The 16963-nt window shown below is 58.3% G+C and carries 20 protein-coding genes; 2 read left to right on the top strand and 18 right to left on the bottom strand.

Annotated features, from left to right (window positions below):
- Nucleotides 1–526: 526 nt before the first annotated feature.
- From ASD07_RS30730 to ASD07_RS09885, 8 genes are all read right to left on the bottom strand, one after another.
- A complete protein-coding gene (locus tag ASD07_RS30730; RefSeq protein ID WP_156397950.1) occupies nucleotides 527–1006 on the bottom strand; it encodes a hypothetical protein in 480 nt (159 codons plus the stop codon).
- Nucleotides 999–1217, bottom strand: coding sequence for a hypothetical protein (locus tag ASD07_RS30725; protein ID WP_156397949.1), 219 nt, complete (start codon nucleotides 1215–1217; stop codon nucleotides 999–1001). Before ASD07_RS30725 ends, ASD07_RS30730 begins: the two co-directional genes overlap by 8 nt.
- A gap of 322 nt (nucleotides 1218–1539) precedes the next feature.
- Nucleotides 1540–1926, bottom strand: a complete 387-nt coding sequence (locus ASD07_RS31385; RefSeq protein WP_200953784.1) for a hypothetical protein — start codon at nucleotides 1924–1926, stop codon at nucleotides 1540–1542.
- A gap of 477 nt (nucleotides 1927–2403) precedes the next feature.
- Nucleotides 2404–2814 (bottom strand): hypothetical protein, encoded by a 411-nt coding sequence (locus ASD07_RS09905; protein ID WP_156397948.1) that lies wholly within the window; start codon nucleotides 2812–2814, stop codon nucleotides 2404–2406.
- On the bottom strand, nucleotides 2795–3106 hold the full coding sequence (locus tag ASD07_RS09900; RefSeq protein WP_055928805.1) for a hypothetical protein: 312 nt from the start codon (nucleotides 3104–3106) through the stop codon (nucleotides 2795–2797). Before ASD07_RS09900 ends, ASD07_RS09905 begins: the two co-directional genes overlap by 20 nt.
- A gap of 474 nt (nucleotides 3107–3580) precedes the next feature.
- The gene (locus ASD07_RS09895) at nucleotides 3581–5116 is read right to left on the bottom strand and encodes an IS1182 family transposase (RefSeq protein ID WP_055928802.1); all 1536 of its coding nucleotides are present in this window, start codon (nucleotides 5114–5116) and stop codon (nucleotides 3581–3583) included.
- A gap of 134 nt (nucleotides 5117–5250) precedes the next feature.
- Complete coding sequence (locus ASD07_RS09890) at nucleotides 5251–5553, bottom strand: hypothetical protein (protein ID WP_156397947.1); 303 nt, start codon at nucleotides 5551–5553, stop codon at nucleotides 5251–5253.
- Between the two features lie 193 nt (nucleotides 5554–5746).
- Complete coding sequence (locus tag ASD07_RS09885; RefSeq protein ID WP_055928796.1) at nucleotides 5747–6037, bottom strand: hypothetical protein; 291 nt, start codon at nucleotides 6035–6037, stop codon at nucleotides 5747–5749.
- Between the two features lie 419 nt (nucleotides 6038–6456).
- On the opposite strand from ASD07_RS09885, the gene ASD07_RS09880 reads away from it, so the two are divergent.
- The gene (locus ASD07_RS09880) at nucleotides 6457–7422 is read left to right on the top strand and encodes an integron integrase (RefSeq protein ID WP_055928793.1); all 966 of its coding nucleotides are present in this window, start codon (nucleotides 6457–6459) and stop codon (nucleotides 7420–7422) included.
- Here the strand turns inward: ASD07_RS09880 and ASD07_RS09875 are convergent.
- The 10 genes from ASD07_RS09875 to tyrS form a co-directional block, all read right to left on the bottom strand.
- Nucleotides 7419–7931 carry a GNAT family N-acetyltransferase gene (locus ASD07_RS09875; protein ID WP_055928790.1) on the bottom strand — a complete coding sequence of 171 codons (513 nt, stop codon included), beginning with the start codon at nucleotides 7929–7931 and terminating at the stop codon, nucleotides 7419–7421. The two genes, ASD07_RS09880 and ASD07_RS09875, sit on opposite strands and share 4 nt — an antisense overlap.
- A 9-nt stretch (nucleotides 7932–7940) precedes the next feature.
- Complete coding sequence (gene ruvA, locus ASD07_RS09870) at nucleotides 7941–8519, bottom strand: Holliday junction branch migration protein RuvA (protein WP_055928787.1); 579 nt, start codon at nucleotides 8517–8519, stop codon at nucleotides 7941–7943.
- Between the two features lie 22 nt (nucleotides 8520–8541).
- A complete protein-coding gene (gene ruvC / locus ASD07_RS09865; RefSeq protein WP_055928784.1) occupies nucleotides 8542–9078 on the bottom strand; it encodes a crossover junction endodeoxyribonuclease RuvC in 537 nt (178 codons plus the stop codon).
- Between the two features lie 145 nt (nucleotides 9079–9223).
- Nucleotides 9224–10798: a bifunctional phosphoribosylaminoimidazolecarboxamide formyltransferase/IMP cyclohydrolase gene (purH, locus tag ASD07_RS09860; protein ID WP_055928781.1), complete on the bottom strand. Its 1575-nt coding sequence runs from the start codon at nucleotides 10796–10798 to the stop codon at nucleotides 9224–9226.
- Between the two features lie 90 nt (nucleotides 10799–10888).
- On the bottom strand, nucleotides 10889–11122 hold the full coding sequence (locus tag ASD07_RS09855) for a helix-turn-helix domain-containing protein (RefSeq protein ID WP_028102293.1): 234 nt from the start codon (nucleotides 11120–11122) through the stop codon (nucleotides 10889–10891).
- Nucleotides 11123–11165: 43 nt separating this feature from the next.
- Nucleotides 11166–12182 carry a tRNA dihydrouridine synthase DusB gene (gene dusB, locus ASD07_RS09850; protein WP_082507236.1) on the bottom strand — a complete coding sequence of 339 codons (1017 nt, stop codon included), beginning with the start codon at nucleotides 12180–12182 and terminating at the stop codon, nucleotides 11166–11168.
- A gap of 74 nt (nucleotides 12183–12256) precedes the next feature.
- Nucleotides 12257–12898, bottom strand: coding sequence for a histidine phosphatase family protein (locus ASD07_RS09845; protein WP_055928775.1), 642 nt, complete (start codon nucleotides 12896–12898; stop codon nucleotides 12257–12259).
- Entirely contained in the window at nucleotides 12895–13509 is a 615-nt protein-coding gene (locus ASD07_RS09840) for a YbhB/YbcL family Raf kinase inhibitor-like protein (RefSeq protein WP_055928772.1), read from the bottom strand. Before ASD07_RS09840 ends, ASD07_RS09845 begins: the two co-directional genes overlap by 4 nt.
- 194 nt (nucleotides 13510–13703) lie before the next feature.
- Nucleotides 13704–14150 carry a D-aminoacyl-tRNA deacylase gene (gene dtd / locus ASD07_RS09835; RefSeq protein ID WP_055928769.1) on the bottom strand — a complete coding sequence of 149 codons (447 nt, stop codon included), beginning with the start codon at nucleotides 14148–14150 and terminating at the stop codon, nucleotides 13704–13706.
- The gene (gene tyrS, locus ASD07_RS09830; RefSeq protein WP_055928767.1) at nucleotides 14147–15379 is read right to left on the bottom strand and encodes a tyrosine--tRNA ligase; all 1233 of its coding nucleotides are present in this window, start codon (nucleotides 15377–15379) and stop codon (nucleotides 14147–14149) included. The genes dtd and tyrS overlap by 4 nt, the downstream gene beginning before the upstream one ends.
- A gap of 156 nt (nucleotides 15380–15535) precedes the next feature.
- Between tyrS and ASD07_RS09825 the strand changes: the two genes are divergently transcribed.
- A complete protein-coding gene (locus ASD07_RS09825) occupies nucleotides 15536–16918 on the top strand; it encodes a M23 family metallopeptidase (protein WP_055928764.1) in 1383 nt (460 codons plus the stop codon).
- Nucleotides 16919–16963: the final 45 nt, after the last annotated feature.

The raw sequence follows: 16963 nt of genomic DNA, 5'->3' as shown, positions 1-16963 counted from the left end.
GGCCCGGAACTCCGGCGTGTATGTTGTTGATCTCATGTTTTCACTCCCTTTGACAAGTTTATCAAATGGAAGTGTCCGAAAAAGTCAGGTTACCTCACTTCAGAACGAGCGATGATTTCGGCATTGCCAATAGGCCTAACGTGAAGGTGAGCGGCGCAGCGTCCAACGACCGAAGGGAGCGAGCTCGATCGCAAGGATAGCCCGCGATGATCGCTGGGAATCACGTGCCATTTCTTGAGCTCCAACCTGTGTATTTTCGGTAGAAAACGAAGGGAATACCAACAATTGCCGCAATGAACAGCGAAATTACCCAAAAGAAGACGAAGATTTTGACGTGGACCGTACTAGGGGGATCAGCAAATGCAAGGCACGCAAGTGCGAAAACAAAAGGGCTTGATGTCGAAGCCACTGCGCAGCCGATGAAATAGCGTCTGAGCAGGAAATGAGATAAAGCAGCAACGAGAGCGGAAACAAGAAGATAGACCTGTACTCCGGCGGGTAGTGATGACATAAGTAGGCTCACGTTTCAATTCAGCCGCGCCGAAGGCGTCGGCTGGAATGCATTGTTCGACGTAATGAGCTTCGATATCCAAGGTAAATCTGCAAACCCAAGTTCCAAAACAAGAAGTAATTCGTCAAGGACATTCGGAAGAACAAGATCACGGTCCACTCGCGCAATTGTACCGGCGAGGCGCGGACGTTCTGCGTATTCGATGAGCTCGACAACGACGCCAGACGGTAACTGAATCCCAATAGCTGTCCAAGGCCCAAGTCCAGGTTCAACACCGGCTGTCGCTGTTGCGCCGACCGATGCGGCCACCTCACTTGGTGTTATAAGTAATAGCGCAAGATCCAAGCTGTCCCCACTTGGCCAGGAGCACGCATATGGAGCAAGTAAAACATTAAGCCTTCGAATATCCATTGCTAGGCCGCCGAACCGTTCAAAATAACCGGCGCGCTTTAGCGCGTCCGGGTTGATTGCAAGGTTGGGCCATAGCTTAGCCATGACGCAAACCAAGTAACACAGAAATGCCTAAGGCGGCGACGACTGCGCCTGTGCACCCGAAACCTATTACAAACGACCAAAATAAGATGGGCCGTTCGCTCGCAGAGGTGTGACCGCCGCCTTCCCATTCAATTTTGCGTTTTAGCGCGGAAACAATGCATACCGCGACGATGACACCCCCTGCAATCAATTGTTCCCAAGCTTCGTTCATGTCGATACCCAATCGGGATAGGGAGACACCTCACGATGCCCCTCCTCCCACACCACCGTGCATACGGATCACGTACACGGCGGTTCAATGAAAATAATTCCTACCTGCCCACACGAGACGGTAGCCCTAGATTGCGGAAGTACTGCACCGGCAAAGCCAGTGCCAGCGCCGGGGTATTCGACAGCCTCCATGGGCCATGCGCCGACTTGCGGGTATTCCATGCATCCCGCACGGACACCCCGCGTTTGCGCAATTCCCGATAGCCGCCCCTGTCCCATTGCTTCCAGATATAGCATCGTAACTCCCATTGCGCTTGAACGACTTACGCAATAGCTTGTTGGATGAACCGGTCCAGCGCCGTCGGAATGCCTAGCGCGCGCATTCGTCCGTCTGGCTTGGGTATTTCTACGCGGTGCACTGCGCTCGGGCGGTAAGTCCCGGCTAGCAGTTCGCTGCGTATCCTCGGCCAGTGCTGTTTCAGGTATTGGGGCAGGACATCGACCGTCATGCCGTCGATGCCGGGCGCGCCTTTGTTCTGGCGTACTTGCTTTAATGCGCGTTGCAGGTTGGTGCGTTCGAGTACGCACGCCAGCAACGTTTCGGGTGAAATCGGCTCGGGGGTCGGGCTTGATCCAGCAGCTGGTTCATCCTGCGGTGTTGCTGCAGCCTGCTGTCGCAGGTGGTCAGATGCAGTCCAGTCACTCTTCACGCCAGTCCTTCGCCTTTCATTGTTCCGGCCTTCAGCGCCTGCCTTGCGCCTACTATGCCTTCTGCTGTCTTCTCACGGGCGGTCAATGCTGGTTGCCCGGCACTCAGCGCCTGCCGCTTTGGCGGGCGCACCCGTGAGATCTCCCGAGGTAAGACACGTCACTGTCGCTGCGCGAGCGCCGGATTTACAAAGTGCATCCAGTTTTGCAGATGGAGGGCTTCGCGGTTACGTGCCCGCTCGCCCCGAATGCACCACGCCTACCATCCGGTTCTTGTTCATCGCCCCGCAGCTTTGGGTTCGACTTCCTTCAGACCCTACCTCGCGGTAACGCCCTTGCCGTCTCCCTAGCCTTCGGCTCTGCTTATACCCGGCTGCCGGACTTACACCGACATAGTTACGTGCCATGCTCGGCACACACGTAGAGGTGAGCGGCCGCCGAAGGCGGTCCGCTCGACCGCCATGTTAGGCCTTTTGGTTTTATGCACTAGGTTCATATTCATCCAGGGACAGTCCAGCTTGCCTTTGGAGATAGGCAGCACAATCTCGTGCGTCAGCAACCGAGGAGCACACGATCCCCGACAAGATGACCAAGTGTCTGCCATCCGTTTCAGTCACACTCATGATGTGACTCTGCTCCGGCGTGAAATAGGTGGGCCTTTCGGCCAACCAATCAGCAGGCCAAAGAAAGGCGGCCTGCACCTTAGGAAGATCGGTCACGTCGAATTCACCCGAGACGTTGCCGAAAGCCACGGTCGGTGACGAAAAGATTGAAATGTCTATCCAGATCCGCATCTGCAGGGCTAACGTTTTGAATTCAGCGGCGCCGCAGGCGTCCGCTGGAATGATTGGTTGGGCGCAAAAACGTTCATCATGCGACGTTGAATTCACCGTGAAATGTCTTTGGCCATACCACCGAGTACTCGTCCGAATTCAGCGACCGATATGCAGCAACAACGTGGTGAAGCAGGCCGACATGCGAAAGCAAATCAACACAACGTTCGAAGGCCAAATTCGGATTCGCGGTAATGATGAAGAAATTGATCTCGCCCGAACCGAAGTCATGGCCATCGACGTCACCGGCACCAGCCAGCTCAGAAATTAGTCGGTCCTCGAATTCGAGCAAGGCGTCAAACCCCTCAAGCGAATCCGCTGGAACCTGAAGCACTAGTTGATATTGCATATGGCCCAACGTGTGCGATAACCGGCGGCTGGAGCGCGCAGCGCGTAAGCCGTCCGGTTGATTAATTTGTTAGAGCTTATTCGACAGGATCTTTGAGCCATGCTTCGAATGCTCCGCGAAGAACTTGTTTCTGATCTGGACGATAGCCCGGAACTGATTCGAACACATCGGCGTCAAGAATAGAGGTGATTTCAGAGCGATCAAAACTCACGTCCGACTCTCGAAAGTCATTGTGCCACACCACGAGCCGCGAATCGTTTCGCTCGAAGATGTACCACTCACAGGTTCTTGAGTACCGCAGGTATGCCATAGCTCTAACGAGGCTGTAGGAAAACCCCGATTTGGCGCGCAGCAGCGCCCCAAGTCCCGATTCTTCGTTTCAGCTCAGTTGATTTTTTAAACATTTCAGCAGTTTGCCGCAAACGCTGCCTTTCAGGCAAGAAAAGGCGAGAAATAGCCTTCTAATCGCCCCTCTCAGGCCGCGTAACCGCTTCGCGCCAGCTTCTCTATGTTGTGCACCAAGCAGAAAAGGTGCCATTGCGTGTTAACCTTTGGCTGCCCCCGCAAGGTGAAGCGGTCAAGCCGCTTATTGAATCGCAAGTTGGCAAAGACCGGCTCCACGGTCACCATGCGCTGGCTGTAAAGTGCGCGTCCACGCGGTGTATCGATGGCCTGCCGCATGCGCTGCGTGTAGGTCAATGGCGATGCCTGGCCCTTCCTGAAGAACGCCACCTGCCGAACCTGAGTTCGCTCCGGATGGCGTAAGCATTTCTCTCGCAGTGAGCAAGGCACGCAGCTTTGCTTAGCGCCGGTGAACTTATGGTGCTGCCTGCCGTTGACGGTGCAGTTCGTGCCATTGCTATAAAGGCGTTCCCCGGCTGGGCAGATGCAGGTATTAGTACTCTCATCAAGCTGGAAGTCGTCAGGCCGGAAGTGGCTGGCTTGCTTGGGCAGCTGCGCCGCGCGTTTGTCGTAAAGCGGATCGGGCTTGTTCTTGTACTTCTCCTGTCCTTTGAAGCGTTCATCGCGGCGGCGCATCAGGCCATCGGCAATCATCGCCGGAATTCCGGCGTTGTGCAGCTCGCGCAGGTTGGCTTCGCTGTGATAACCGGCATCGGCCGTTATGACAGTTCGCGCGTCTCGAAGTGAATCGGTGGCGCGCACGGTTGGCATCAGCGCGTTCTGCTCGCTGCCTGTTCCATGTGCTGCGGCCGCGACGATCACTTGGTGCAGGCTGTCGACCGCAGCTACGGCGGTGTAGCCTTGGATAACGCCTTTGGATGTCGCCATTTTGGCGCTCTCGTTGTCCGTGACGTTGCTCTTGCGGATGCTGCCTTTGTCGCTTTTACGCTCTGGCTTTGTAGCGAGGAAGGAGCGGATGCGGTGCGCTTCGTTTTGCAGGCTTTCGATCCGGCGCTGCTGCCTGGTTTGATTGGCACCCTCGTCATCGGCGAAGGGACGATTGTCCTGGCCCTGGTGCGCCTTCAGTATGTCCTTGACGGCACGCTCCATTCGGAGTGCGCTGTGTGCCAATTCGGCGTGGATGCCGCTGCGCTGCTTGGAGGCATTGCTGGGTAGCTTGACGCCGTCGATGGCGAACATTTGGCGGCCTATCAGTCCTTGCGCATCACAGGTAAGCAGGACTTGCGTGAAAAGTTCGGCGATCTGTGAATTCAGTTCGCGGATGAATTTGGCGATGGTTGTGAACTGCAGCGCACTGTCGCCGGAGATCGCCATGAACAGCACATTCTCACGACAGGCCCTTTCAATGGCGCGGCTGGAGACCATGCCACGGCTGTAGGCCAGGAGAATGATCTTGAGCATGACGGCAGGGTCATAGGCTGGGGCGCCGTTGGCGTCATTGCGATAGCGGTCGGCTAGCGCTGACAGGTCAAGCTCGTGGTCAATCAGGTAGTCCAGGGCGAACTCGAAGCTGCCGGGCAGCAGCTGTGCATCAAGGACTACGGGAAGAAATCTCGGACTGCGGTCAACAACCTTGTAGCGCGCCATTGCAAGCTCCATCAATTGCCTGGAGGTTCAACGCGCTAGCTTGGTCTGTCGTTTACTTGAGGACTAAAAATACAGCCTCAACGTCTCAAATCAGCGGCGCCGTTGGCGTCCGCTGGATTGCATGGTTCGGCGAATTACTTTGCATAGTTCTCACCCCAATTAATTTCATCAAGTATAGCGATGAAGCGGTCCCGATCCACAGAATTCACAAAGTACCACTCGTTGAAGCCAAAATCATAATCGGTCTTCTCGAACCAATAAGACGTCCAGTTTCCTGAGTGGTCGTGTGGTCCAGATTCGAGGCAGACCTGATACTCAGATTGAGCCTGAGTACACTCGCCGTCACAAGGACCAAAGTTTTTCCAACACCAGCGATTCGCGAAATCGAGCTCAGGATAAGAAACCTTCAGCATTACAGCGAATGGAAAGCGCTTCATTCGTTCGACACGGGAGGCCTCATCGGATGAAGCGTACTCAGCAGGATTCGAGCACTCAATCAAGTAGGCATCGAAGCTGGATCTTTCGAGGGTTCGTTGGACCGTGGTCATTGTTATCGGATTAGTTAAGAGGCCGAACGTCAGAATTCAGCGGCGCCGCGAGGCGTCCGCTGGAATGGATTGTTAGAGCGCTTCATAGCGAAGCCCCCTTCTTAAGGTTTGTAATAGCAACGCTGACGCTTTTGGATTTGCGATTCACACGGGCAGTGCTAATCACCACGGCATCTGACGGCCGTTCAGCCGCGATATAGAGCTCGAAGATACGGTCATCGCCCTCGAAAGAGGTCCCAAGCGTTAGTTTTTTTTCCCATTCAGCCGGAATACGCTCGTAACTTTCTAGCGCCTCGCGCGTGGCGACGCGCGCAAGTTCCTGTAACTCATCAAGTTCGGTTGGTGCCGTTGATATTCCTTTGACGCGTTCCATGTGGTGCGCTCTAACGTGATGCTAACCGGCGGCTGGAGCGCGCAGCGCGTAAGCCGTCCGGTTGAGCGGGAAGTTGGACACGCGTGTGAACTCGCAGCGAATGACCAACCGATTGCACATCCGCGAATGTGCCCGTAAAAACGCCAGCATACCGCACCGGCTCGCGCTTGCCTAAAGTGGTGGTGCCGCCAACGGCACAATCGCCACCGATAGCCATGGAGGGCGAGTAGCGGGCCTTGGAGCCAAGCGAAGAAGACGAAGCGTGCATCATGTTCACAGCGATGGCCAACGTAAAGTCGACGTCATATTGACGTTTTAATAAATTTCATTATGACGCCTAATGGCCTATTGATCAATGTCCAAACCCGCAGCCTGAAAGTCGATGAACATAATTCGTCCTAATACCGGAGAATTATGTCATGCCACCAAATGAGCCTAAGCTGCTGGACCAGGTGCGAGCATTGATCCGCACCATGCATTACAGCATTCGAACTGAAGAAGCGTACGTGGATTGGATTCGCCGCTTCATCCTTTTTCATAAGAAGCGGCATCCCTCCGAGATGGGGAAAACCGAAATCGAGGAATTTTTAACCCATCTTGCTGTTGACCGGAGGGTTGCGGCCTCGACACAGTCCCAAGCGAAGTCCGCCGTCCTCTTTCTTTATCAAAAGGTCCTGAGACTTGAGGTCGATTGGTTGAAAGACGTCGTCGCAGCCAAGCAGCCCCAGTGCCTGCCAACCGTTTTGACTGTCGATGAAACCAGAACCCTGCTTTCGCACATGAAGAGCGAAACCTGGCTAATCGCCTCGCTGCTTTATGGCAGCGGAATGCGCCTCATGGAAGCATGCCGCCTGCGCGTTCTCGATATTGACTTCGATATGCGGCAGATCACTATCCGCAGTGGTAAAGGTGCCAAGGATCGCGTGACCATGTTGCCCGGCTCTCTCATTGTTCCGCTCAAATCCCATTCGGAGTTGGTCAAGCTTCAGCATCAGCGCGACTGCGATCAGGGAGGCGGCGAGGTGTATCTTCCGTTTGCATTGGATCGAAAATATCCAGCTGCTGCGCGGGAATGGAAATGGCAATACATCTTTCCAGCCGACGGTTTTTCGGAAGATCCGCGCTCGGGAGCCCTCAGGCGGCACCACATCGATGAACAACGCGTGCAGCGCGCTGTGAAGCAAGCGGCGCAAGACGCAAATATCCAGAAGAAGGTCACGCCGCATTCGCTGCGGCATAGTTTTGCAACGCACTTGCTGCAAAGTGGCTACGACATTCGGACCGTCCAGGAACTACTCGGCCACAAAGACGTTCGTACAACCCAGATCTACACACACGTGCCAAACCGTGGCGGCAATGCGGTGCTAAGCCCTTTAGACCGTTAGGTGGCGAACCAGTACAAATAGAGTGCTGTTTCGCCGCTCACCTCCGGCTGGGTGCGATATGTCAGCTTGTCGAAGCCGCCGATTTCGAAGCCGTTTCGGAAGTAGAGTTTGCAGGCCGCGACATTATTGGTCTGCGTTTCAAGACGAAGTCCCTTGAGTTGCTTCTCCAGGGTCCACGCTTTTGCGAAGGTGATCAATTCAGTGGCGATACCGTGTTGGCGAAACTCGCGGGCCACAACGATTTGCTCAATCGAACCGAGGCCGTTCCATGCCGCCGCAAGTTCGATCTTGCCGGCCAGGGTGCCGTCAACGAGTGCGCCGTACGACTCGACACCCTCCGCCGGTGAATCATCAGACTCATAGCTCTTGGTGAATTGCTCGACGCTTCGCGTAGACATGCGAATTTCGCCATCAATGAGGGAGATGTCGAACACTTCGTTGGAGGTGAAACCATTCTCTTCATGGTCCAGCCGGCACGGCCCCTCGTCATTAAGGCGGACGATTTCCATCAACAGCGTTTAGCCTTTGGACAATGCCTTGAGCGCCTGCTTGATGCCGTCGGAGACCGAGGAACCTGCGGGCACGGTCTTCAGCGCAAGCGAGGCTTCCTTGTCGGAATAGCCCAGCGCCAGAAGCGCGTTAAGGATGTCGGACTGCGAATCGTGGACCTGGTGCGCTCCAGCAGCGCCGATATCAGCACCGAGCTTGCCCTTCAATTCCAGCAGCAGGCGTTCCGCAGTCTTCTTGCCGATGCCGGGGATTTTCACCAGGCGGCCGGCTTCCTGCAGCGTCACGGCGTGCGCCAGGTCGGCAATCGATAGGCCTGACAGGATTGACAGCGCGGTGCGCGCGCCGACGCCGCTGATCTTGATCAGTTGGCGGAACACGGCGCGTTCTTCGGCGTTGCCAAAGCCGAACAGCAGGTGAGCGTCTTCGCGGATCGTCAAGTGCGTGAACAGGCTTACCTTCTCGCCTACGCCGGGCAGGTTGTAGAAGGTGGACATCGGCACGTCGACTTCGTAGCCGACGCCTTGCACGTCTACCAGCAGTTGCGGGGGATTCTTTTCGAGCAGGATGCCGGTGAGACGTCCGATCATTGTTCTTCCTTTTGGGGTGCGGTTAGCCCACCAGGCGGCCGCGCTTCATGCGTAGTCCGGACAGGGCGGGATGGGCGTTGGTGACGACGGCCAGTGTGGCCTGGCTGTTGGCATGGCAGATGGCGATACCGAGGGCGTCGGCGGCGTCGGTGCCGGGCAGGCCGGGCAGCGTAAGCAGGCGTGCAACCATGTCCTGCACCTGCGCCTTGGTGGCGCGGCCGGTGCCGACGACAGCTTGCTTCAGCTGCGTCGGGGAGTATTCGGCGACTTTGAGGTCGTGCGTCACCAGTGCGCAAATCGCGGCGCCGCGGGCTTGGCCGAGCAGCAGCGTGGATTGGGGATTGACGTTGACGAAGACTTTTTCGATTGCGGCGCAATCGGGCTTGTAGGTGGCGGCGACTTCGGCCACGCCATCGAGGATGACTTTAAGCCGCTGCGGCAGGTCGCCTTCGCCGCTCTTGATGGTGCCGGAGGCGATGTAGCGCAGCTTGTTGCCCACTTTTTGGATGACGCCAAAGCCAGTGGTGCGCAAGCCGGGGTCGATGCCGAGAATAATCATTCCCGGATTTTACGGCAGAAACCGGTAAGTCTGGGTCTGACCCAAGGGTCAGACCCGCTTTTTCACCGCCCGCGGCCGAAAAAATCACCGTCGGCCTTCGAACAGGCGGGTCTGACCCTTGGGTCAGACCCTGGTTTGCCGGTTTTTAGTGACGGAAATGGCGGGTGCCGGTGTACAGCATCACCACGCCGCGCTCGTCGGCGGCATCGATCACTTCCTGGTCGCGCATGGAGCCGCCCGGGTGGATCACGCAGGTTGCACCTGCATCAACTACCACATCCAGGCCGTCGCGGAATGGGAAGAATGCGTCGGACGCTACAGCGGAACCCTGCAGCGACAGGCCGGCATTCTGCGCCTTGATCGAAGCGATGCGTGCCGAGTCGATACGCGACATCTGGCCCGCGCCAACGCCAAGGGTCATATTACCGCCGCAGAAGACGATAGCATTCGACTTCACGTATTTGGCCACGCGCCATGCAAACATCAGGTCAGCCAGTTGCTGCTGGGTAGGTTGCAGCTTGCTCACTACGCGCACTTCCGATGGCAGCACGTTCTTCGAGTCAGCCGACTGCACCAGCAGGCCGCCGCCCACGCGCTTGAAGTCCATCGCGTTCACGCCCTCGCCCAGTGGAATCTCCAGCAGGCGTACGTTCTGCTTGGCCGACATGATCTGGCGCGCTTCGGCGGTGAACGATGGAGCGATCAGTACTTCCACGAACAGCTTGGCCAGTTCGGCAGCTGCTGCGCCGTCCACTTCCACGTTGAAGGCGATGATGCCGCCGAAAGCGGAGGTCGGGTCGGTCTTCAGTGCGCGCTGGTAGGCTTCCAGTGCGTTCGCGCCCAGGGCTACGCCGCATGGGTTGGCGTGCTTGATGATCACGCAAGCGGTGGAGCCCATGGACTTCACGCATTCCCACGCTGCGTCAGCGTCGGCAATGTTGTTGAAGGACAGTTCCTTGCCCTGCAGCTGGCGGTAGTTGGCCAGTGCGCCGGCTACCGGAGCCAGGTCGCGGTAGAAGGCAGCCGACTGGTGCGGGTTTTCGCCGTAGCGCATGTCCTGCACTTTTTCGAAGGCCACGTTCAGGGTTGCCGGGTAGGCGGAACGGGTTTCGTGCTTGCGGTCCGGGCCCAGGCTGGAGAAGTAGTTGGTAATGGCGCCGTCGTACTGCGCGGTGTGCGCGTAGACCTTCTTCGCCAGGCCAAAGCGGGTTTCGTAGGAAACGTAACCGGGGGCGTTGTCGGTGCCCTTCATCTCCGCCAGCACCACGCCGTAGTCGGTCGGGTCGCAGATCACCACCACGTCCTTGTGGTTCTTGGCTGCGGAGCGCAGCATGGCCGGGCCGCCGATGTCGATGTTCTCAATCGCGTCTTCCAGCGAGCACTCGGCCTTGGCCACGGTCGCCTGGAACGGGTACAGGTTCACCACTACCATGTCGATGGTCGGGATGCTGTGCTCTTCCAGCTTGGCGACGTGCTCAGGGAAGTCGCGGCGGGCCAGGATGCCGCCGTGGACTTTCGGGTGCAGCGTCTTCACGCGGCCATCCAGCATTTCCGGGAAACCGGTGTAGTCAGCCACTTCGGTGACCGGCACGCCGTTATCGGCCAGCAGTTTCGCGGTACCGCCGGTGGACAGGATGTTGACGCCCATGGCCGCCAAGGCCTTGGCGAAATCCAGCACGCCGGTCTTGTCGGATACGGAGATGAGAGCTTGTTTGATCATAGCTGTGGGGGGAAGGTTACGGAAATCTGTACACACCAACCGGCCCCACGGGCCGTCGCGGCCAATAGGGACCGGGACGCGGAATCAGCCTTACAGCAGGCCGTGTTCCTGTAATTTCTTGCGCAAAGTATTGCGATTAATACCCAGCATCTGGGCTGCATGCGACTGGTTGCCGTCGGCGCGGCCCATCACCACTTCGAGGATCGGACGCTCAACGGTCATCACTACCATGTCGTACACGTTCGATGCTTGCTGCTCGCCCAGGTCATTGAAGTAGTCTTCCAGGCTTTTCTGGACTACTTCCTGAATGCTTTCTTTGCTCATTTTCTTATCGATCTTGCTAAATATTTGCCAATGCAGGCGCGGTTCACGCAGCCAGCGGTTCTTCGGCGAGGCGGTATTGTAACCGGTCGCCGTACTTCCATTGGGATTCGAAGAAACTGTCGACTGCGCGCAGTTGTTCTGCGGTCGACTCGAGGCGGTTCATCTCCTGCCGGAATTCCTCCCCGCCCGGGAGGTCGCGCACGTACCAGCCAATATGCTTGCGCGCGGTGCGCACGCCCAGGAATTCGCCGTAGAAGGCGTAGTGGGCCTGCAGGTGTTCGTCCATCAGCTTGCGTACTTCGGCCACCAGCGGCGCCGGCAGGTGTTCGCCGGTACGGAGGAAATGGTCGATCTCGCGGAAGATCCATGGGCGTCCCTGGGCAGCGCGTCCGATCATCACGGCGTCGGCGCCGGTCTTGTCGAGCACATAACGCGCTTTTTCAGGGGTAGTGATGTCGCCGTTGGCGACCACGGGAATGCTCACTGCGGCCTTGACGGCGGCTATGGTGTCGTATTCGGCGTCGCCGGTATAGCCGTCGGCACGGGTACGGCCGTGCAGCGTCAGCATCTGGATGCCGGCTTGCTCGGCGATGCGGGCGATGCGCAGGGCGTTCTTGTTTTCCCGGTTCCAGCCGGTGCGGAATTTCAGGGTGACCGGCACGTTCACGGCCGGCACCACCGCTTCCAGGATGCGCTGGACCAGGTCTTCGTGCTGCAACAGGGCGGAGCCGCACCAGTTGTTGCAGACCTTTTTCACCGGGCAGCCCATGTTGATATCGATGATCTGGGCGCCGCGGTCGACGTTGAACTTGGCGCAATCGGCCAGTTCTTCCGGCACCGCGCCCGCGATCTGCACAGCCTTCGGCTCCATCTCGCCGGTGTGGTCGGTGCGGCGCGACGACTTCTCGCTGGCCCACAGGCGGGGGTTGGATGCAGCCATCTCGGACACGGCATACCCCGCACCCAGCTCCTTGCACAATTGGCGGAACGGGCGGTCCGTCACACCAGCCATAGGCGCGACAAAGACGTTATTGCGGAGCTCGTGAGGTCCGATATTCACTTAACAAATCCGTAAGACAGTGCGGGAAAGGGGGCTATTTTAACCGATGCCCTGCCCAAAAACTAAGCACTTTTTTAAACAATGTCGTCCAGGCTGGTGGACAGGTGCGCAACCTCGCCCCATTGATCAAGCAATAACATCCCTTTATCAAAGGTAAATCGATTGATGCTCGCATTCTTGACCTGGAAATCGCGCGGGCCGTCGATCGACAGGCCCCGGGCGGCGCGGTAGGCGCATTCGAGCACGCCGCCATGGGCGACAATCAGGATCGATTGCTCTGGGTAGCGTTCGGCCCAGCGCGCAATGCCGTCCTGGCAGCGCTGGTAAAACTGGCGGAAGCTCTCCGCCAACCGCTCGCCGGCAGGCATCACGGCATCCACGTCCCTCGCCTGCCATTCCGCGAATTCGACCGGGTGGCGTTCGGCGATCTCTGTATATAGAAGGCCTTCAAAGGCGCCGTAGCCGCGCTCGCGCAGGCCGGGGTCGCTGTGCAGCGGCAGGTGGGGATGGTGCGCGGCTACCGCCTGCGCGGTTTGGCGGGCGCGTCCCAGGTCGCTGGAGATGATGGCGTCCAGCGGCTCGGCCGCCAGCGCGCGCGCCAGGGATTCGGCCTGGCGTTCGCCGATGGGGCTCAGGGGGATATCGGTGTGGCCTTGCAGGCGTCGCACGGCGTTCCAGGCGGTTTCGCCGTGGCGGATCAACAGGATTCTTGTCATTCAAATAGAGAGTAGCTACCGATCACCTGCGCCTCGTCGAGGATATGGCCATGGATGGCTTGCAGCACGTCCTGGCAGGTAAAGCGGCCTTCCAGCTCCAGGCGCGGGATGTCCAGCGCGTACAGGCGGAAAATGTAATGGTGGGGGCGTTCGTCGTTCCATGGCGGGCATGGGCCGTCGTAGCCGTAATAGTCGCCGGCCATATCCTTGTCGCTCGCGAACCAGCCGGTGTAGTCATTGATGCCGTGGCGCAGGGGCGCTGGCAGGGTGGCCGGTTTGCCTTTGGGCGTGACTTCTTTCGAGAATTCGCCGGCGGCGATGCTGTTGCGGCTCGGGGGGATGTCGACCAGGGACCAATGGTAAAAATCGGCGCGCGGCATCGATGCCGGGAGCGTGTGGCCTTCCTGGTTGACGTGGGTGCCGTCGGTCGGGGCGTCGCCGTCGATGCAGAGCAGGACCAGGGATTCGGTGCCTGAAGGGACTTCGGACCAGGCCAGGTGGGGGTTCTTGTTGGCGGACAGGCGCACTTTCGTGGCCTTGTCGCGCACGGCGAAAGCAAAGTCGCCGGGGATGGCGGTGCCATTCTTGAAGGAATCGCTCCAGATTTTCATCTTTGTCTCCCAGCTTGCTTTTTTAAACCGGTAAACCTGGGTCTGACCCGCAGGGTCAGACCCTGTCTGCTCACCTGCCTGGGGGCGGGTTCGAGGCTTTTGACTTTCGGCGAAGATCAAAGGCCTCGAACCAGCACTGCGGCAGTGGCACAGACGGGGTCTGACCCTGCGGGTCAGACCCCGGTTTACCGGTTTTATTTAGGATTCACCTGCAACCAAAACGTCACCGGCCCGTCATTGGTCAGCGACACCTTCATATCCGCCCCAAACACGCCCGTGCCTACAACCGCGTGCCTGGCACGGGCCTGCGCAACAAAATACTCAAACAAGCGCTTGCCATCCGCCGGCGCAGCCGCCGGGCTGAACGAAGGCCGCGTGCCCGAATTGGTATCCGCCGCCAACGTAAACTGCGGAACCAGCAGCAATCCACCCGCGACATCCGTCACCGACTTATTCATTTTGCCCGCATCGTCAGAGAACACGCGATACGACAAAAGCTTGGCCAGCAACTGGTCCGCCTCCTTCTCCGTATCGCCCTTCTCAGCGCACACCAGCACCATCAAGCCGCCGTCGATGGCGCCGGTCGTCTCGCCATCAACAACAACTTTGGCAGACGAAACCCGCTGCAGCAGCCCGATCATGCCGACAGGATCACTTTAGCAAACTTGCGCTTGCCAACCTGCAGCACGAAGGTGCCTGCCTCAATTTTCAGCGCTTTATCGCTGATCACAGTGCCGTCGATACGCACGCCACCCTGGTCGATCATGCGCAGCGCCTCAGAGGTCGAAGCGCACAGGTTCGCCTGCTTCAACAGCTGGCCGATACCGACCGGCGCGCCGGCCAGGGCCACTTCCGGCACATCGTCCGGAATCCCGCCCTTCGAGCGATTTACGAAGTCGGCCAGCGCATCTTCTGCCGCCTGGCGCGAGTGGAAGCGTTCCACGATTTCCTGCGCCAGCGCCACCTTGGCATCGCGCGGATTCGCGCCGCCCTCGATCGCTTTCTTCAGGCCTGCGACGTGCTCGATCGACTGCCACGACAGCAGGTCGTAGTAACGCCACATCATCACGTCCGAAATCGACATCACCTTGGCGAACATGGTGTTGGCCGCCTCGGTGATACCAATATAGTTGTTCTTGGACTTGGACATCTTCTCGACGCCGTCCAGGCCTTCCAGCAGCGGCATGGTCAGGATGCACTGCTGCTCCTGGCCGTAATCCTTTTGCAACTCCCGGCCAACCAGCAGGTTGAACTTCTGGTCGGTACCACCCAGCTCCAGGTCAGCCTTCAGCGCCACCGAGTCGTAACCCTGCATCAACGGGTACAGGAACTCGTGTACGGAAATCGGGGTGCCGCTCTTGAAACGCTTGGAAAAGTCGTCGCGCTCCATCATGCGCGCCACGGTGTAGCGCGAGGACAACTGAATCATGCCGCGCGCACCCAGCGGATCGCACCACTCCGAGTTGTAGCGGATTTCGGTCTTGGCCGCGTCCAGCACCAGCGATGCCTGCTTGAAATAAGTCTGGGCGTTCAGCTCGATCTGCTCGCGGGTCAGCGGCGGACGGGTCACATTGCGGCCCGACGGGTCGCCGATCATCGAGGTGAAGTCGCCGATCAGGAAGATCACCTGGTGGCCCAGGTTCTGCAACTGGCGCATCTTGTTCAGCACCACGGTGTGTCCCAGGTGCAAGTCCGGAGCGGTCGGGTCCAGGCCAAGCTTGATGCGCAGCGGCACGCCAGTCTTTTCCGAGCGCGCCAGTTTTTGAGCGAATTCGCTTTCGATGATGAGCTCGTCCACACCACGCTTGGTGATGGCGAGGGCTTCCTGCACGCTGTCGCTCAAAGGCAGGATTTTGTTGTCTGTATCCATTTTTCCCGAAAATCTCTCAAATTGTTGGCACGGCTCAGGACTTTGTTATAATGCCCGATCCCATCAATCTTGCCCGATGAAAACGAATTAAATCAACAACTTAGAACAAAATACCAAGAGTCCTAAAAGTTCAAGCGGCAAATTTTAACTGATTGCATGAACCCTATAAACAAGTTCACAAGCTCACGCTTGCACAATCTGCTCGGTTCGACGCGTAAGTCGCGAATCATTAGCGCATCGGCGATCTTCCTCGCCGTCTGCGCTTTTGGCGCGGCCGGCGTGGCCCCGCTCGCCCCTGACGCGAGCGACCTGCCCGTGAAGACCATTGCCCAGGATATCCAGTTACCTGACTTGTCCTCGCAGATCACCGCCCTGCAGCAGCAAGAAGCTTCCCAGAAATACGTCCACGAAGAAAAGGTCCGCGCCGGCGACACGCTCGCGACCCTGCTCAATCGCCTGGGCGTGGAAGACGACGCTGCAGAAAACTTCATCAAGAAAGACAAGACCGCGCGCGCCATTATGCAGCTGCGCAGCGGCAAACGCGTGCAGGCGCAGACCGACGATAACGGCAACCTGCTGTGGCTGAAGGCCACCGTTGTGGACGGCAAAGATAACCCCGTCAAGAATATTATGGTCTCCCGTTCGGGGGACGCAGAGTTCACGGCCGAAGAGACCGCCGCGAAACTGGAACGCCGCGTTGAGATGCGCGCGCGCGAAATCACCTCTTCGCTGTATGCCGCGACCGACTCCAGCTCCGACGGCAGCAGCCTGCCTGACACCGTTGTCGCGCAGATCATTGAAATGTTCTCCACCAACATCGACTTCCGTTCCGACCTGAAGCGCGGTGACCGTTTCAACGTGGTGTACGAAACCTTCTGGCAAGACGGCGAGTTCGTGCGTGCCGGCCGCATCCTGGCTGGTGAATTCACCAACAAGGGCACCACCTACCAGAGCGTATGGTTTGAAGACCCGCTGACCAAATCGGGCGGTGGCTACTTCAGCTTCGACGGCAAATCGCTGAAGAAAGCCTTCCTGAAATCGCCGCTGGAGTTCTCGCGTATTTCGTCCGGCTTCGGCATGCGTTCGCACCCGATCTCCGGCAACTGGAAGCAGCACAAAGGCACCGACTTCGCGGCCGCGACCGGTACCCCGATCCGCGCAGCCGGTGATGGCGTGATCGAATTCTCCGGCGTGCAAGGCGGCTACGGCAACGTGATCGTGATCAAGCACTGGGCCAACTACTCCACCGCCTACGCGCACATGAGCCGATTTGGCGCCGGCATGAAAAAGGGTGCCAAGGTCAGCCAGGGCGACATCATTGGCTACGTCGGCACCACCGGCTGGTCGACCGGCGCCCACCTGCACTACGAATTCCGCGTAGCAGGTGAAGCCAAGGACCCGAACAAGCTGAACATCACCGCCCAAGCGCCGCTGACCACGGGCGAACTGGCCCGCTTCAAGTCGGTAGCCGGCGACATGATCCACCGCTTCGCCCTGCTGCGCCCGAACGCCAACACCAGCAACCTCGCTGCCAAATAAAAAGTCGGGGTCAGCTCCGGCAATCGGACAAAAAGGCGCACTTTT

The organism is Duganella sp. Root336D2, from assembly GCF_001425005.1.
Lineage (GTDB): Bacteria > Pseudomonadota > Gammaproteobacteria > Burkholderiales > Burkholderiaceae_D > Rugamonas.
This window is presented reverse-complemented; position numbering and strand designations above follow the sequence as displayed.

Bases quoted from the DNA above. Each gene is read 5' to 3' on its own strand.
- dtd (WP_055928769.1), bottom strand. From the start codon at position 14,150: ATGATCGGGCTGCTGCAGCGGGTTTCGTCTGCCAAAGTTGTTGTTGAT.
- purH (WP_055928781.1), bottom strand. From the start codon at position 10,798: ATGATCAAACAAGCTCTCATCTCCGTATCCGACAAGACCGGCGTGCTG.
- ASD07_RS09855 (WP_028102293.1), bottom strand. From the start codon at position 11,122: ATGAGCAAAGAAAGCATTCAGGAAGTAGTCCAGAAAAGCCTGGAAGAC.
- ruvC (WP_055928784.1), bottom strand. From the start codon at position 9,078: ATGATTATTCTCGGCATCGACCCCGGCTTGCGCACCACTGGCTTTGGC.
- ASD07_RS09885 (WP_055928796.1), bottom strand. From the start codon at position 6,037: ATGGAACGCGTCAAAGGAATATCAACGGCACCAACCGAACTTGATGAG.
- ASD07_RS09895 (WP_055928802.1), bottom strand. From the start codon at position 5,116: ATGGCGCGCTACAAGGTTGTTGACCGCAGTCCGAGATTTCTTCCCGTA.
- ASD07_RS09840 (WP_055928772.1), bottom strand. From the start codon at position 13,509: ATGAAAATCTGGAGCGATTCCTTCAAGAATGGCACCGCCATCCCCGGC.
- ASD07_RS30730 (WP_156397950.1), bottom strand. From the start codon at position 1,006: ATGGCTAAGCTATGGCCCAACCTTGCAATCAACCCGGACGCGCTAAAG.
- ASD07_RS09825 (WP_055928764.1), top strand. From the start codon at position 15,536: ATGAACCCTATAAACAAGTTCACAAGCTCACGCTTGCACAATCTGCTC.
- tyrS (WP_055928767.1), bottom strand. From the start codon at position 15,379: ATGGATACAGACAACAAAATCCTGCCTTTGAGCGACAGCGTGCAGGAA.
- ASD07_RS09875 (WP_055928790.1), bottom strand. From the start codon at position 7,931: ATGGAAATCGTCCGCCTTAATGACGAGGGGCCGTGCCGGCTGGACCAT.
- ASD07_RS09845 (WP_055928775.1), bottom strand. From the start codon at position 12,898: ATGACAAGAATCCTGTTGATCCGCCACGGCGAAACCGCCTGGAACGCC.
- ASD07_RS09890 (WP_156397947.1), bottom strand. From the start codon at position 5,553: ATGAAGCGCTTTCCATTCGCTGTAATGCTGAAGGTTTCTTATCCTGAG.
- ruvA (WP_055928787.1), bottom strand. From the start codon at position 8,519: ATGATCGGACGTCTCACCGGCATCCTGCTCGAAAAGAATCCCCCGCAA.
- ASD07_RS09880 (WP_055928793.1), top strand. From the start codon at position 6,457: ATGCCACCAAATGAGCCTAAGCTGCTGGACCAGGTGCGAGCATTGATC.
- ASD07_RS09900 (WP_055928805.1), bottom strand. From the start codon at position 3,106: ATGCAATATCAACTAGTGCTTCAGGTTCCAGCGGATTCGCTTGAGGGG.
- ASD07_RS30725 (WP_156397949.1), bottom strand. From the start codon at position 1,217: ATGAACGAAGCTTGGGAACAATTGATTGCAGGGGGTGTCATCGTCGCG.